This window comes from Roseburia hominis A2-183 (assembly GCF_000225345.1).
Classification (GTDB): domain Bacteria; phylum Bacillota; class Clostridia; order Lachnospirales; family Lachnospiraceae; genus Roseburia; species Roseburia hominis.
Genome location: NC_015977.1, coordinates 148,974 through 163,879, shown reverse-complemented (window position 1 = coordinate 163,879; position 14,906 = coordinate 148,974). Strand labels below are relative to the sequence as shown.

The 14,906-nt window shown below is 48.5% G+C and carries 13 protein-coding genes; 2 read left to right on the top strand and 11 right to left on the bottom strand.

What is annotated here, in order from left to right; all coding sequences use genetic code 11:
- Positions 1–34: 34 nt before the first annotated feature.
- From hisF to RHOM_RS00715, 5 genes are all read right to left on the bottom strand, one after another.
- Positions 35–793 carry an imidazole glycerol phosphate synthase subunit HisF gene (gene hisF / locus RHOM_RS00735; RefSeq protein ID WP_014078363.1) on the bottom strand — a complete coding sequence of 253 codons (759 nt, stop codon included), beginning with the start codon at positions 791–793 and terminating at the stop codon, positions 35–37.
- Positions 794–824: 31 nt separating this feature from the next.
- Positions 825–1,439: an imidazole glycerol phosphate synthase subunit HisH gene (gene hisH, locus RHOM_RS00730; protein ID WP_014078362.1), complete on the bottom strand. Its 615-nt coding sequence runs from the start codon at positions 1,437–1,439 to the stop codon at positions 825–827.
- The gene (locus RHOM_RS00725; RefSeq protein WP_014078361.1) at positions 1,439–2,608 is read right to left on the bottom strand and encodes an N-acetyl sugar amidotransferase; all 1,170 of its coding nucleotides are present in this window, start codon (positions 2,606–2,608) and stop codon (positions 1,439–1,441) included. Before RHOM_RS00725 ends, hisH begins: the two co-directional genes overlap by 1 nt.
- Before the next feature lie 15 nt (positions 2,609–2,623).
- Entirely contained in the window at positions 2,624–3,616 is a 993-nt protein-coding gene (gene pseB / locus RHOM_RS00720; protein WP_014078360.1) for a UDP-N-acetylglucosamine 4,6-dehydratase (inverting), read from the bottom strand.
- A gap of 80 nt (positions 3,617–3,696) precedes the next feature.
- Positions 3,697–4,881, bottom strand: a complete 1,185-nt coding sequence (locus RHOM_RS00715) for a glycosyltransferase family protein (protein ID WP_014078359.1) — start codon at positions 4,879–4,881, stop codon at positions 3,697–3,699.
- Between the two features lie 109 nt (positions 4,882–4,990).
- Between RHOM_RS00715 and RHOM_RS00710 the strand changes: the two genes are divergently transcribed.
- Entirely contained in the window at positions 4,991–6,169 is a 1,179-nt protein-coding gene (locus RHOM_RS00710; RefSeq protein WP_014078358.1) for a CgeB family protein, read from the top strand.
- Between the two features lie 12 nt (positions 6,170–6,181).
- Entirely contained in the window at positions 6,182–7,339 is a 1,158-nt protein-coding gene (locus RHOM_RS00705; RefSeq protein ID WP_014078357.1) for a CgeB family protein, read from the top strand.
- A 587-nt stretch (positions 7,340–7,926) separates the two neighbouring features.
- Here the strand turns inward: RHOM_RS00705 and RHOM_RS00700 are convergent.
- The 6 genes from RHOM_RS00700 to fliD form a co-directional block, all read right to left on the bottom strand.
- Positions 7,927–9,750, bottom strand: a complete 1,824-nt coding sequence (locus tag RHOM_RS00700; protein ID WP_014078356.1) for a motility associated factor glycosyltransferase family protein — start codon at positions 9,748–9,750, stop codon at positions 7,927–7,929.
- A 13-nt stretch (positions 9,751–9,763) separates the two neighbouring features.
- Positions 9,764–10,063: a hypothetical protein gene (locus tag RHOM_RS00695; RefSeq protein WP_014078355.1), complete on the bottom strand. Its 300-nt coding sequence runs from the start codon at positions 10,061–10,063 to the stop codon at positions 9,764–9,766.
- Positions 10,064–10,160: 97 nt separating this feature from the next.
- Entirely contained in the window at positions 10,161–10,973 is an 813-nt protein-coding gene (locus RHOM_RS00690) for a flagellin N-terminal helical domain-containing protein (protein ID WP_014078354.1), read from the bottom strand.
- Positions 10,974–11,169: 196 nt separating this feature from the next.
- A complete protein-coding gene (gene flgN, locus RHOM_RS00685; protein WP_014078353.1) occupies positions 11,170–11,649 on the bottom strand; it encodes a flagellar export chaperone FlgN in 480 nt (159 codons plus the stop codon).
- Positions 11,650–11,692: 43 nt separating this feature from the next.
- Positions 11,693–12,073, bottom strand: coding sequence for a flagellar export chaperone FliS (gene fliS / locus RHOM_RS00680; RefSeq protein WP_014078352.1), 381 nt, complete (start codon positions 12,071–12,073; stop codon positions 11,693–11,695).
- Positions 12,074–12,155: 82 nt separating this feature from the next.
- A complete protein-coding gene (gene fliD, locus RHOM_RS00675; RefSeq protein ID WP_014078351.1) occupies positions 12,156–14,903 on the bottom strand; it encodes a flagellar filament capping protein FliD in 2,748 nt (915 codons plus the stop codon).
- Positions 14,904–14,906: the final 3 nt, after the last annotated feature.

Sequence of the window (14,906 nt, the reverse complement as noted above, 5' to 3'; positions counted from 1 at the left end):
ATTCGCTCCTTATTTTGGCGCACCCGCAAAACCATTATTTGATTCGTACCGGTATGCCCCGCTCTCCCAGATATTCCTTTGCCTCCCTGGGTGTCTGTTCCGTAAAATGATAGATGCTCGCCGCTGCAACCGCCGATGCTCCGCCCTGCGTAATTGCCTGGTACATATCTTCGTAACTGCCGGCACCGCCGGATGCAATCACCGGAACATTCACTAACTCTGTCGCGATCTTTATCATCTCTACATCGTAGCCCTGCATGGTTCCATCCAGTTCCACCGAGGTCAGCAGAATCTCACCGGCACCGGCTTCCACGACTTTCTGGACCCATTCTTCCAGCGAATATCCCGTGTCAACTTCGCCGTTATGCGAAAAACAGCGGTAGGAACCGTCGATCTTCCTGCAGTCTATGCTTGCCACAATGCACTGTGATCCGAATAATCTGGCGCCTTCCGTTATCAGTTCCAGATTGTCGTACGCTGCACTGTTGATCGCAACTTTATCCGCACCGGCCCGGAGGAGCTGCCGGATCTGCTCTATATTACAGATTCCGCCGCCCACGCAGAACGGCACAAAACACTCTCTCGAAAAATCACGGATGGACTCGTAATCCGGATCGCGCCCCTCTTTGGTTGCCTCAATATCCACCAAAATGAGCTCGTCCACCTCGCGCATGTTGTATACTTTAATCGCCGGCAATACCGTATCCACTCTTCTCCAGGAGTTAAATCCCACACCCTTCACCAGGCCTACTGATTTGTACAGCAAGGTAGGAATCACGCGAACTTTTAACATCTCTCTATCTCTGCTCCCTTTCTCTCTTCCGTCACATCGCCAGAAAATTCTTAATCAGGCGAAAACCGGCTTTCTGGCTCTTCTCCGGATGAAACTGCGTACCGACAATATGATCTTTTGCCACTGCCGAGACAAACTCACCGCAGTACGGAGTAACCGCGGCAATATTCTCCTCATCCCTCACTTTAAAATGATAGCTGTGCACAAAGTAGTAGTTCGTTCCATCTTCAATTCCATCAAAGAGAGGCGTTTCCACGCGCTTTTCAATGTCGTTCCATCCGACATGCGGGATTCTTTCCTTCGCCTGTGTCTGTTCAAAACGCACGATCTCGCCCGGAATATATCCCAGTCCCTCGCACTCGCAGACCTCATAGCCCCGCTCTGCCAGCAGCTGCATCCCAAGACAGATTCCAAGAATCGGTGTCTCTTTTTCAAGCACGGCGCGGTTTAATTCCTCAATCCATCCGCCGTCTCTTAGATTATTCATTGCATCCGGGAAAGCGCCGACCCCGGGAAGCACAATATGCTCTGCCTCCCTAAGGTCGAGCGGATTATCGATGATTACCGCATCCGATCCGCATTTTTCAAACGCTCTCTGTACGGAAAGCAGATTGCCCATTCCATAATCTATAATGACTGTTTCCATTATTTGTTGTCTTTCTCTTCTACATTGTCATAGTTTATCTTGGTCAGATTACCGTTTTTATCCTTGATCAGCTTACCATTCTTGTCCGTCAGGAAAAGCTTCTTGTTCGTAAACTCATCGCAGATCTTGATAAACTCGTCTACCGTAATACCGATCGGCTCGAGGATATCCTCCAGCTTTTTGTCCAGGTAAGTCCAGCGGAATGCGCCGTCGCGCTCCTTTACCACCTGCATTGCCTCCTCACGGGAGATGCGTCCCCTGCGGATATGCATGGATGCCTGATCCGAGCAGCGTCCGAATCCGAACTTCAGGTACTTGAAGTATTCATGGATTCCCGCCTGATAGTTATCGAGATTCTCATAGTCGTCATAATCGCCCTCGACCACTTTGCCCCAGCTCTTAAATCCGTGCGCCTTTGCAACCAGAACATTGTGGAGGCCTTCCCACGGAATGTAGTATCCCAGGAAGATTCCCGTCACGCCGACGCGCTTCAACTCTTCATCCGTCGGATACGTAAACGGAATCAGATCCTTTTTCGTTATGCCTTCCTGACCGATCAGGTCATTCACGCGGAGACCGAGCATACCGCCGAACTCTTCCAGCCATCTGCGGTCCAGCACGTTATTTTCAACTGCTGCCGCCGGTCCGCCATACTCGTTCTGCGAATTCTCTCCCCAGATAATCAGCGGGACGTTAAAGTTCACCGCCATACGCACCGGTACCGTGAAAATGCTGACATGCTCCGGCCAGGAAATGTCTCCTACCTCTGTCAGTCCGATGCGGTTGAGCTTCGCACGTACCACACGGTTGGTCGTCACTTCGATGTAATCCACACCCATCTTTTTGATATTCTCGATGTTCTCTCTTCCGATCGGTGTAAGATCGCAGGTTGTCGCGGTCACGCAGAGCGGGTTCATGCCCAGCTCCAGCATGGTAATTACCTGATAGGTACTGTCTTTTCCGCCACTGACCGGAATAATGCAGTCCCAGTTTGAGTGATCCTTGGAACGATAGCGGTCCAGAATCTCCATCAGCTCTGCTTTTCTCTCATCCCAGTCTACGGATTTGCGGTTCTCATAATTCCTGCAGGCATTACAGATTCCCTCTTCATCAAAAGAAAGATGAGGTTTGGTACTTGGCAGGCAACATCTCTTGCAATATTTAATCATGATTGATTTCCTCCATTAGTGTTCTTTCACAGTCTTAAGCATTTCCTGAATCTGTTCTACCGACAGCCATTCCGTGTTGGTTCCCGAGCTGTACTCAAAGCCCTGCTCCACACGCTTGCCGCCTGCCTGGATCTTGGAATCATCCCACCACTCGAAGTGCGGATATACAATGAAATGCTTCTCATATTCGTAGGTCATCATGGAGTCCTCACGCGTAACCATGATCTCATGAAGCTTCTCTCCCTCACGGATGCCGACCTCCGGCATCTCACATCCCGGCAGGATCGCCTGCGCGAGATCTGTGATCTTAAAGGAAGGAATCTTGGAAATAAACGTCTCACCGCCCTTGGCTTCCGACAGTGCCTTAATAACAAGCTGCACGCCTTCATCCAGGCTGATCCAGAAACGTGTCATCCGATAATCGGTAATCGGAAGCGCCTTCTCCCCGTTCTCTACCAGATTACGGAAGAACGGAATAACCGATCCGCGGCTTCCCGCAACATTGCCGTAACGCACGATGGAAAAGCAGACATTTTTGGCTCCCGCATATGCATTCGCGGCAATAAAGAGCTTGTCCGATACAAGCTTTGTACCGCCATAGAGGTTGATCGGATTTACCGCCTTATCTGTGGACAGGGCAACCACGCGCTTTACGCCGCAGTCTAATGCTGCATCGACGATATTCATCGCTCCGTTAATGTTGGTCTTCACTGCCTCCATCGGGTTATATTCGCACGCCGGAACCTGCTTTAATGCTGCAGCATGAACGACATAATCCACTCCGTCAAACGCACGGTACAGACGCTCCCTGTCTCTGACATCTCCGATAAAGAACCGGAGCTTATCGCCGTACTTTTTAAATTTGTTGCTCATGATAAACTGCTTATATTCATCTCTGGAATAAATAATAATCTTCTTCACATCATAATGATCCAGCACATACTGCGTAAACGCATTTCCGAAGGATCCCGTTCCGCCTGTAACCAATATTGTCTTTCCGTTTAACATATGTAAGCCTCCTACTTTCCCGCAACATCCTGTTGCCATATCATAGTTTATATCGAACTTTTTGTCCGTTCTCATAACCTCTATTCATACTGAAAATCGCCGCCGTCTTCCATCCATTTTACGATCTGCTCCCCGCGGTGCTGCCAGGTATGATGTGCCAGCGCTTTCTGATACCCCGCTTCGGCAATTTCCGCCGCCCGTTCCTCATGCTCCAGAAGATCTTTGATTTGAAGCGGAAGCTCCTCCAGTCTGTTCAGCGGGAAGGTCACAATCTCCTTTTCAGGTACCAGTAATTTGCTCAACAGCGTGTACTCGTTTGTCACACACACGGCTCCCGCAAGCATCGCCGTAAAAATGCGCTCATGCATGCCGTCCAGTATGTTCGTATTGTTGATCACAATGCGCGAGCGCTGCATCAGCTTTATCACTTCTGTGATATCGACGCCCTCTGAGGAAAGTATTTCCAGATTTTCCCTGCCCGCGCCGTCATAGGCATCCCATCCAGCACCGACCACCGCGACTTTCAGACCGTTTGTCAGGAGTGTCTCTATGATGCTCTGGCGCATATAGTCTCTCTGGTACTGGTCCAGCGGTTCGAGCACTTTCTGCATCGCAAAAAACTCATCCTCACTGTATTCAAATCCGATCTCCCGGAGATAGTTCCGCACTTCCTCTGTCCAGGAGCTCGCCAGATGCTCTCCCACAATGCGGGGCATTACCTGTTTTGCTATGGTTCCGAACACGCCCGGTATCGCGTCAATCCTGCTCTCGGAATCCCGCAGCGGTTTGTACGTTCCCGGAAAAAACAAGGCAATGTCCTTCTTGTGGTACGGTACCCGGCCCTCCGGCAGAAATCCGCCATGATACAGCGTCTCCACCCGCTCGAACTTTGAAAATTCCTCCCGCAGCTGCGCCGCGTGCGAATCGCGCACCATCAGAAGACGGGCGTTTGTTCCCAGGCTTCCCCAGATTCTTTTCTGGTGGTACACCGGATCGTCCACAATCCAGCCGACACGCTTCATCTCCGCAAGTTCCGGCAGATTTTCGCTTTCCAGATTCCACAGGATCGCCTGTATGGAAAAATAAAATGCATACTGATCCCGGTGTTCCAGACATTCTATAAACCTGTCATCCGCTCCGGGTTCTGTCGCCCCGATCATATCTACCTGATATCCGCATTTGCGGAATCCCTCACAGATTTCATCCGCCGCTCTTCCCAGTACGTCATACGCTGAAATCCCTCTTATCACCAGTATCTTTTTCATGAGCCGTCTCCTCATTTCTTATCCCCGCTGACCCTTGTCAGTGTGCATGTAATTATTATATAATAATCATATATGGAATTCAATTTTTTTGATGATTGAGGAACGATCTATGAATATATTGTGTTACCGCTACGGCAGCATTGTAGAACCGGATATAATCGACGGCTTTAAAGAACTTGGGAATCAGGTCTCTGAGATATGTCTTGAAATCTACAACAAAAACACAACTCCGCTCGAAGGACTGACCGCACTGAAGGACGAGCTGATGCGTCACAGTTACGACTTCGTGTTCAGCATCAATTTTTACCCTTTTATTGCAGAAGTATGTAATATCTTTCAGATCCGCTACCTGTGTCTGACGGTGGACGCTCCGGTGCTGGAGCTTTTTTCCAATTCGATCCGGCTTCCGTGGAACCGCATTTTTCTATTTGACCGCGCGCAGTACGAGGATTTTCATCCACAGAACCCGGAATGTATCTTTCATCTTCCGTTAGCCGGCAATCCTGCCCGCTACGCACCCGTCATCAGGAACGCCACCCCCGATCTGATCCGGAAATATTCCGCCGATATTTCGTTCGTCGGCTCATTATACACCGAGAAATGTCCTTACGACCGGCTTCAGACCGAAGATGCGTATCTGAAGGGCTATCTGGAAGGTATTATGGATGCACAGATGCAATTACCCGGCTGCTATCTTCTCGAAGAACTGCTGCCGGACATCATCGTTGATTCTTTCCGCGATGCCATGCCGCAATTCTACATTCCGCCTGAGAATTCCAGGCGCGATGACCGTGCTGTGGCTGCGCAGTACTATTTGTGTCCCAAGATCTCTTCCACAGAGCGCATCTCTATCATGCGCTCGCTTGGCAGCCGCTACCCGGTATGCCTTTACACGGGAAGCGACACCACCGGGCTTCCGGTCAGAAACTGCGGACGCGTAAAGACGCACACCCAGATGCCTCTTGTATTTGCGAACAGTAAAATCAACCTCAACATTACCTCCCGTTCCATCCGGACTGGGCTTCCGCTCCGCATTTTCGATGTTCTCGCATGCGGAGGGTTCCTGCTCACGAATGCACAGAGTGAACTGCCGGACTGTTTTTCGATCGGCGAGGATCTCGACTGCTTCTCTTGTGAGGATGATCTGCTTGCCAAGGTGGAATATTACCTGTCCCATGACAAGGACCGTGCAGAGATTGCACACAATGGTTTTGAAAAAGTTCAAAAATACCACACTTACCCGGAACGGCTGTTGCAGATGATTGCACTGGCTTACGGTCTTTCCTAGACGGAGGATTTTATGCGAATTTTATTTTTAGACTCACCGGCTTTTGCCAAACAGGATATGATAGACGCCTTTACCGCCTGCGGCATTACCTGCGACCTCTTTTTTCATGAGGCGTACAACGACAGGCAGAATGTTTCTTACGAGGAGAAGTTTGACGCCGCCGTTTCCCGTTTTTCCTACGATTTTGTTTTTTCCTTTAATTATTTTCCAATTTTGTCAAACTGTTGCATGAAGCATCATCTGAAATACATTTCGTACGTATACGACAGCCCCTTGGTCACGCTGTACTCCTACACGCTGATCAATTCCTGCAATTATGTATTTCTTTTTGACAAGGCGACCTATCTGGAATTCCATAACGCAGGAATCCCAACCGTATATTATCTTCCGCTCGCGGCAAACGTATCCCGCCTTTCTGCCATGAAGTGCCCGGACGCACTGCTTCCGCAGGTATCCTCCGACGTTTCATTTGTGGGATCGCTATACAACGAGGAGCATAATCTTTTTGAACGGCTGAACGGTCTATCCGACTATACCAGGGGCTACCTCGATTCCATTATGCTCGCACAGCAGAACGTCTACGGCTACTTTTTTCTTGAGGATCTGCTCACGCCGCCTATCCTTGAGGATCTACAGGCCGCATGCCCGTACCAGCCGCTTCCGGACGGCACGGAATCCGCTGCATTTGTATATGCCAACTACTTCCTGTGCAGGAAAATTACATCCAACGAGCGCCTGTCACTGCTGCGCCTTGCCTCCGACCGCTTTCCACTCAAATTGTATACACACCATCCCAGTCCTCTGCTCCCAAAGGCGGAGTACATCGGTCCCGTTGACTATTACGACACGATGCCCTACATTTTTCAACACAGCCGCATCAACCTGAACATCACGTTAAAGAGTATTCATTCCGGCATTCCGCTCCGCTGCATGGACATCATGGGCAGCGGCGGTTTCCTGCTGACGAACTATCAGGAAGATTTCCTGGATGATTTTCAGCCGGGCGAAGATCTCGTATTTTATGAGAGCGAAGATGATTTTCTTGGCAAAATCACTTACTACCTCTCACATGATGCTGAGAGAAGACAGATCGCGGCAAACTGCCTTGGGAAAATGTCGGAATCCCACACGTTTGTCCACCGCGTCAACGCTATGTTGAATGTTATCTAAAAAGACCGCCGCATAAAACGGACAGTCGCTTTGACGCGCTAAGTAATATGAGGAGAAGAACATGCCCTTCGATTTCAGATGGAATGCATCTGGAAATTCGGATCAAAAAATACGGCATTTCTAACCCGACGGGTTTTGCATCTGCGATGATCCGTGTTTTTCCAAGTTTTGAGCACTCCACGGGTGTGTCCGCAATCCGCAGACAATTTTAGGATTCTCGTGTGTCCCTTGCGGCACTGATGAACAAAACATAACCGCGCGAAGCCGCTGTCTGAGCCGTCATCTGCCCTGTTTTCAATAGCTGATGACGGCGAGTTCGGTTCGCGCGGTTTTATATTGTCTGTGAAGCAGTGCCGCTAGGGACACTAGGGAATCTGCTCATTGTCTGCGGTTTGTCGGACACATTCCGTGGATTGTCAAAACGTGGAAGAGACACGGAATCCGATGCAAAAGCCCGTCGGGAAGAAATGCACGCATTTTTTTCAATGAATATTCCATCTGCATTTCCATCTGAAATCGGTGGGATGTGTTTCTTATCATATTACTTAGCACCTCAAATCAACCTCCCGTTTTATGCGGCAGTCTTTTTAGGCATACATTTCAATGTCTTCCGTCAGAAGCGATACGGCTCTCTCATATCCCTGATAAAGGGTATAATTCTTCTCTACAAGTTCCTCGATTCCCATCTCTTCTTTTTGATAGATTTCATCTCCCAGCGCATATTCTTCTGTCTGCGCATAAGACACCATCATACCAAACAGCGGAAGCTGTTCCAGTTCTTCGTTGTGATCCATCATACGCTTCAGGTCTGGCATCAGTTCCGCCACAGACCGCTGCTGGCGCAGTTCCTGCAGCAGCTTCTCCTGTATCGCAAGTCCCTGCTTTACCTGCGTGCCAATGCTGTCAATCTGCTGGCGCATCTTATGCCATTCCGCTGCCAGCTTTGTCTTCGTCTCCGCCGAATATGCATCCGGAATGTTCTTCTCAATCTCCTCGAACGGAAGCGGTCTACTGCAATATTCCGCGACGACATCTTTCAATGTCATAAGCCGGGTTCCCTCGATGCGTGCGCCTCCCTCTGTCGCATCGATAACCTCAATCAGCCCCTCGTTCGCACGGATCGCCTTCTCAAACCATTTTTTGTAGTACCACATCTGGAAATCCGTCTCTAACATGGTTCCGTCAATTCCCTCGACCTGGATCCGGTTTCGGCTCTTTATATATTCGTCATTGTCGCCGAACGCCCCTTCAATTCCCGCCGTATGTGAGATTCCGCCGGTAAACGCCATGTCCTGGCCGATCAGGATCAGCTTGCGGAAGCCCAGATAGCATGCAAGCGCAAACGCCGTCGCAGAAACGCAGCCGCCGGACGGAATATCCGGAAACGGGTACTCCATGTTCTCATCCAGGATCTGATTCCAGCGCTTTTCAAAAAAGCCATAATAGTACACCCGCTTCGCACAGTGTTCCAATACCCACGGACGGGTAATGCGGTTGCAGCACCATGCCAGATCCGTCACATCCAGATTTTCAAAGAAACGGTCCGGGGATTCCGGGTCAATCGTACACACCATGTCCGGTCTTACGCCCGCCCGCAGCACCGTGCGCAGCGCGGCGTCAACCACCACAATAAATGCCTTTCCCTGTGCTTTTTTCAATTCTGAAATATTTTTATCCAGGGACGGTCCGGCGGACACCAGAATCGCCGGTATCTCCTCGACGTTTAATCCCTCAAGTGCCTGCCTGATCTGGTAAATATTTCTGCATCCGATCATATGTTTCATATTGTACAGCGTATGCTGCGGCACCATGCGTTGAAAGGTCAGCCGCGTGCTCTTGTGTACAATCTCTTCCTGCAGACGTTCCTGTATCGCATCCATGAATTCCTCGCACGCATCATGGTACAAGACATCATATCCCGGCAGAATACAAAATTCCATAATCATAAAATTCAGATCCTGCAGCGTAAATCTCATAATGGTTTCTATATCCGCCGTCACCCCGGGAACGCAGATCTGCAGTCTGTCATCCGCAATAAGATCCGACAAATCCATGACACAGTTCACCAGATAAAAAAAGGAAGCGTTTGGCTCATACACGATGACATGATTGGTGTCGTCACACTGCCCAAGCAGTTCCCGGATGTGTCGTCCATCCGACAATCCAAACACAAAATAGGTCTCGTAAATCCGCGGCGGATACCGCTTTGCATAGCAGCTTGCCGCTGCTTCCGGATCCAGTCTGCTGTTTAAATACCAGACCCTGTTCGTCGTCTGAATTCCAAAGATCTTCTCCTGCTTCTCTGTCTCTGCCGTTATGATATTGTTATCTATCGTTATAGAATAAAGCTGTTCCAGAAGCGCTTTATTTCTCTGTTTCCATGCTTTTTCATTCTTATCGAGCAATGTCATCTGTTCGTTCCCCTTATTTCTCCGGACTCTGATTCTCTTCTGCTTCCAGGCAAAGGATCATTTCCTCTGCCAATCCCTTCAGGCAGTCCGCCATCCCCAGCATATCCTGAGCCTGATAGTTCTCGATTAAAGTTTTTAACACTTCCAGAAATTCGAGCGCACGCGCACTGTCTGCCCCTGCATAGATTGCCTGTATCATTTCCTGAAACTGCGGCAATAAATTGCGGACTGCTTCCAATCCATCCTGCCCCCTGTTCTGGTACAGGCACTCGGTTGCATGTTCTATGTCTGTTCTTAATTTTACAGTATCCATCGATTATGTTCCTCTATCTTACTCATTCGCTATCTGACCTTTAAGCTGAAAAAAGCCGGCAGTAAACTGCCGGCTTTTAAATTTACTACAATAATGATTACTGTAATAAGGATAATACACCCTGAGTAGACTGGTTAGCCTGAGCAAGCATAGACTGTCCTGCCTGAGCAAGGATGTTGTTCTTGCTGTACTCAACCATCTCTTCAGCCATATCTGTATCACGGATACGAGACTCTGCAGAAGATGTGTTCTCAGAAATGTTGTCCAGGTTGGAGATTGTGTGCTCAAGTCTGTTCTGTAATGCACCCAGCTTAGAACGCATAGAAGATACGTAGCTGATAGCATCCTGAGCTGCAGACATTGCCTTACCAGCTGCAGAGAAGGAAGATACTACTAATCCGCTAACGCCAAGACCTGTAGCAGACATATCAGAGATATCGATTGTGATAGCCTGTCCGCAAAGGGAACCTACCTGAAGCTTCTTACTTGTGAAGTTACCATCGATCAGGTTCATTGTGTTGAACTGAGTTGTAGAAGCGATTCTGGTGATCTCAGATGCTAACTGGTTGATCTCCTGCTGAACTGCAGTTCTGTCTGAGGTTGTATTGGTATCGTTTGCTGCCTGAGTTGCTAACTCATTCATACGCTGTAAGATGGAGTGTGTCTCACTTAATGCACCCTCAGCTACCTGAATAAGGGATACACCATCCTGTGCGTTGTCAGAAGCTTTATTTAAGCCTCTAACCTGGCTTCTCATCTTCTCGGAAATCGTAAGACCTGCTGCGTCATCTGCTGCGCGGTTGATCTTGTAACCAGAAGATAACTTCTCAGAAGACTTAGCCTGTGCGCCTGTTGTGATACCTAACTGTCTGTTAGCGTTCATTGCTGTAAGATTGTGCTGTACTACCATAATTGTTTCCTCCTTGAATATGATGCAGCATCCATGCTGCATGTGCTTTGTAATGTGGTTTCTGCCTCTCCCGGCCGTACGCTCCGCTTAAGCTTCCACCTCAAGTAACAATTGTTATCTTGTTTACTTGTAATATATATCGGACGAAAGTCACGATACTTTATAGAAAAAAGAAAAATCTTTTTACTATCTGCAATTATTTTTTATTATCCGTAAACTGCGGCTCCATATAGCCGGACTTCATCATGCTCTTGTAATACTGATTGACGACCTTCTGACTCTTGCGCACTTCCTTGACCTGTTTGCGCACAGAGGCAAACTTCTGCGTCATCAGATCTTTGTTGCGCGCCTCCTGCGCCTGAATCGTTGCGCTCTTATCAGTCAGCCTGCGGATGTATTCCTGCATTTCCGCAATCTCTTCGCGGTATTCCTGCTGATTGGTCTGCAGATCTGCTTTTATCTTATCGTAAACCTCCTGGAATCCGGCGTCAAGAAGCTCCAACTGTTCGATCTGCTTTGCTTTTTCCTCCACGCAGGCGTCAAAGTCATCCGGATCAAGACCCGGATTCTCCAGTTCTTCCTTCTGTCGTATATTCAGTTCAATAATCGCATCCAGAACCGCACTTTTTTTCTTCAGGCTCTGGATCATGATTGTAAGATATGGATTCTTCTCCATTCGCTGCTCCTGTCAATCTGCTGTAACCGACACACCGTTGCTTCTATCTTGATGCATGTGCCGTTCTCATAACTTCCTTCCATGTATCACGCATGGTACGAAGATGCTTTAGCACCTCTTCCATGATGTCTTTATCTTTTTTGATATTTGCCTCGCGAAGGCGCATCAACAGATAGTTGTAGACCTCGTCAAAATCCTTTGCCACCGGATATTTATGGTCAAGTGTACTCTGAAACTCCTCAATAATACGCTGCACCTTCATAATATTATTGTGTGCTTTCTGAATATCATTCGCATCGATCCCCTCGATCGCAAGATTGGCGAATTTGATTGCCCCCTCATAAAGCATCAAAGTAAGTTCTGCCGGGGAAGCGGTCATAATCTTGTTATTGGCATATGCTGCATATCCCTGATTTGCTAACATAATGGTTGTCCTCCATACATATATTCGTCTCTGCCGGTGCTTTTATGCACTCAGCAGAGACGCTTTCACGGCATTATGCCGTCTAATTTCCAAACAGACTCGACAGTGAGGATGTCTGGCTGTTCAGCTTGGATAATGCTGTTTCCATCGCGGAAAACTTATTGTAATAATAATCCTCTTTGTCCTGCAGTTTTTCTTCCCATTTCTTGATAAGATCGGTATAATCGCTGTATTCTGATGCCATCTCCTTGTCATTATATACCTTGTAACTGCTGCTTAAGGTAGATGACTTCATCTTCTCGCCGACTGCATCATAGAGACCGCTTGTCAGCTGCTGCATAAAGGAAATTACCGTATCCGGATCAGAAGTGATCATCGCCATCAGCTTGTCGGCATTTCCGGACGTAGCGGTGTCATCCTCGTCCCCGTCAATATGGTATGCATATTCCTGATTCTCCGGCGCATTGAAGTAGCCGAGAGTCTTAATGCCAAAGTTGGACAGATAATAGGTCTTTCCGTTTACCTCATAGCCCTTGCTCATTGAGGATGTCATGGCATTCATGACTTTTTCCAGACTCTCATCACGGCGCAGCAGGGAATCCTTGATCTTCTGCTCCCATTTCTCCACCTCGGAATCCGAGAGAGCATCTTTCTCATCATCAGTCAACGGCTCATAACCCTTTGCGGAATCCGCATTGTAGAGTGATGTAATCTCATTGATCAGCGCATTGTACTGTGTCAGGAAATCCTTTACTTTATCGTAAATTCCCTGTGTATCTGTCGATGTGGTAATAGAAATCGCATTCGTATCTCCCGCACCGGTTGCCTGCAATGCAGTGATCGACAGACCGTTGATGGTATATGTATTGAGCGAACTGGTATATTTGATTCCATTCAGAAGAATCTCGGAATCTGTACCATCGATCTTCTTAGCATCTGAATTGTACGTTATGTTCGTGCCGTTCTGAATCTCATGGGCACTCTGCACCTGGCTCACAAAGTCTGCAAATGCGGTTGCATACTCTGCAGATGTCTCATCCATCGCCGCGAGCTTCGACAATACCGCATTCTTATCAATGGCATCCTGGTCTGCCTTCATGGCTGTCTTGTTGGCAGTAATCTGTGATGCGTAGGTATTGGTAAGCGTCGTCACCCCCGCTGAACCACTCGCCGCATAGGCATTCTTTACCGCTGCTGCAATGCTCGCTCTGGAAGCACTGTCAGCGCTGTCTAACGTATCCTCCGCATTTTCAAACGCATTGACTTTCTCAACATTTGAGGTCATCTTGTTGACAAAATCATCTGTCAGGGTGTCCTTGTTTGCTTCTTTTAAATCTGTAAGCGCATCTGCGGCACGGCCGATATCTGTTGCTGCGGCTTTCTGATGATACACCATCTTCTGGATTTCACTCTGTGTGCAGGCAGAAAGTGCAACTGTCTTGCCGTCTGCTACTTCATTACCGTCACTGTCGATCTGTACCAGATTGCCACTGCTGATTTTGTATGTATTCCCGTCAGAACCTGCCAGAGTATTGTTGTCATTCTGTGTGTAGGTCACACCATTGCTGTCTGTATACTTGTAATAACCGGTTCCACGCGATTCTGCGGTTACCTCATAGTAATTGGTGTTCTCCTTGATCGTGGCAGTGTTCACCGTACCGTCATCCGCCGTATATGAATACGTGGCATTGCCGTCTGTGTCCTTCCCGCCGGTCGCTGTCCATACATGACCGTCACCGTCTGTGTAAGTACCGTCGTCATTCTTGGTGTAAACGTTGTTGCTGCCATCTTCATAGGTAACCATCTTGCGGATATAAGTCGTATCACCGTTCTCATCCTTATAGCTGTAAATGGTATTACCAAGACTGTCCGTATCGGACTTCGTGTAGACATTTCCGTTTGCATCCATCAGGGAATCCACTCGCTGGGATGCCGTCATTCCAAGCAGTGTCTGCAGCTTCTTCTGATCTGCATCGGAAAGTCCGCTGCTCTTTAAGGCATCCATCATTGCCGAATAAGCGCTGGCATAACCATAGGATGCGGTCAGATTGGCATTCTGTGCCGACTTTGTCTTGTAATCCTCCTGCGCCGCCTTGTAAGCTGCGATCGCATCCGTGATATTCTGGTTAAGTTTATTGCCATCTGCATCATAATACTGTGTATAAGACGTATAGGTGGCATCGGTTGCCTTGGACTGTACATTCAGCCCCAGCTTTGTCAATGCACTGATACCATCTGCATCGCCGCCTGTAAGTGTAAAATCATTATCCTTTCCGGTGCTCTTGGAGCTGATAAAGAAACGATGGTTCGTCTCATCGTAATTCGCACTGACGCCTGCGTCCTTCAATGATGCAAGGAAGCCCGCAACCGTCGTCCCCTGTGTTACCGTAATGGAAGTCGTCGTTCCGTCTCCCATCGTCAGATTGATCTTACCGTCCCCACCGGTATAGCCAAGCTCCGCCAGCGTCGTGCCTGTGGACACGCTGCTATCCAGCTGGCCGCCGGTCAGATATCCCGCCTGCGCCACACTGATAACATTCAGGGTCTGTGTACCGCTCGGCGCAGTATTGCTTGCTGTCACTGTAGCTTTGGTGGTATCGGACACCGTGGTGGATTTCAGATTGTATGCGCTGGATAATCTGAGATTACCCACGCTGGAATACAAGCTGTAAATCTTGGTATTGAGCGTCTTCCAGGCATCCTGCTTCCAGGAAAGCTTGGTCTGCGCTTTTTTGTACTTGTTGGTCTTATAGTTATACGACGATACCAGAGCCGAGATGATCGCCTCTGTGTCCAGTCCTGAATTTAATCCAGTAATACGAATTGGCATATG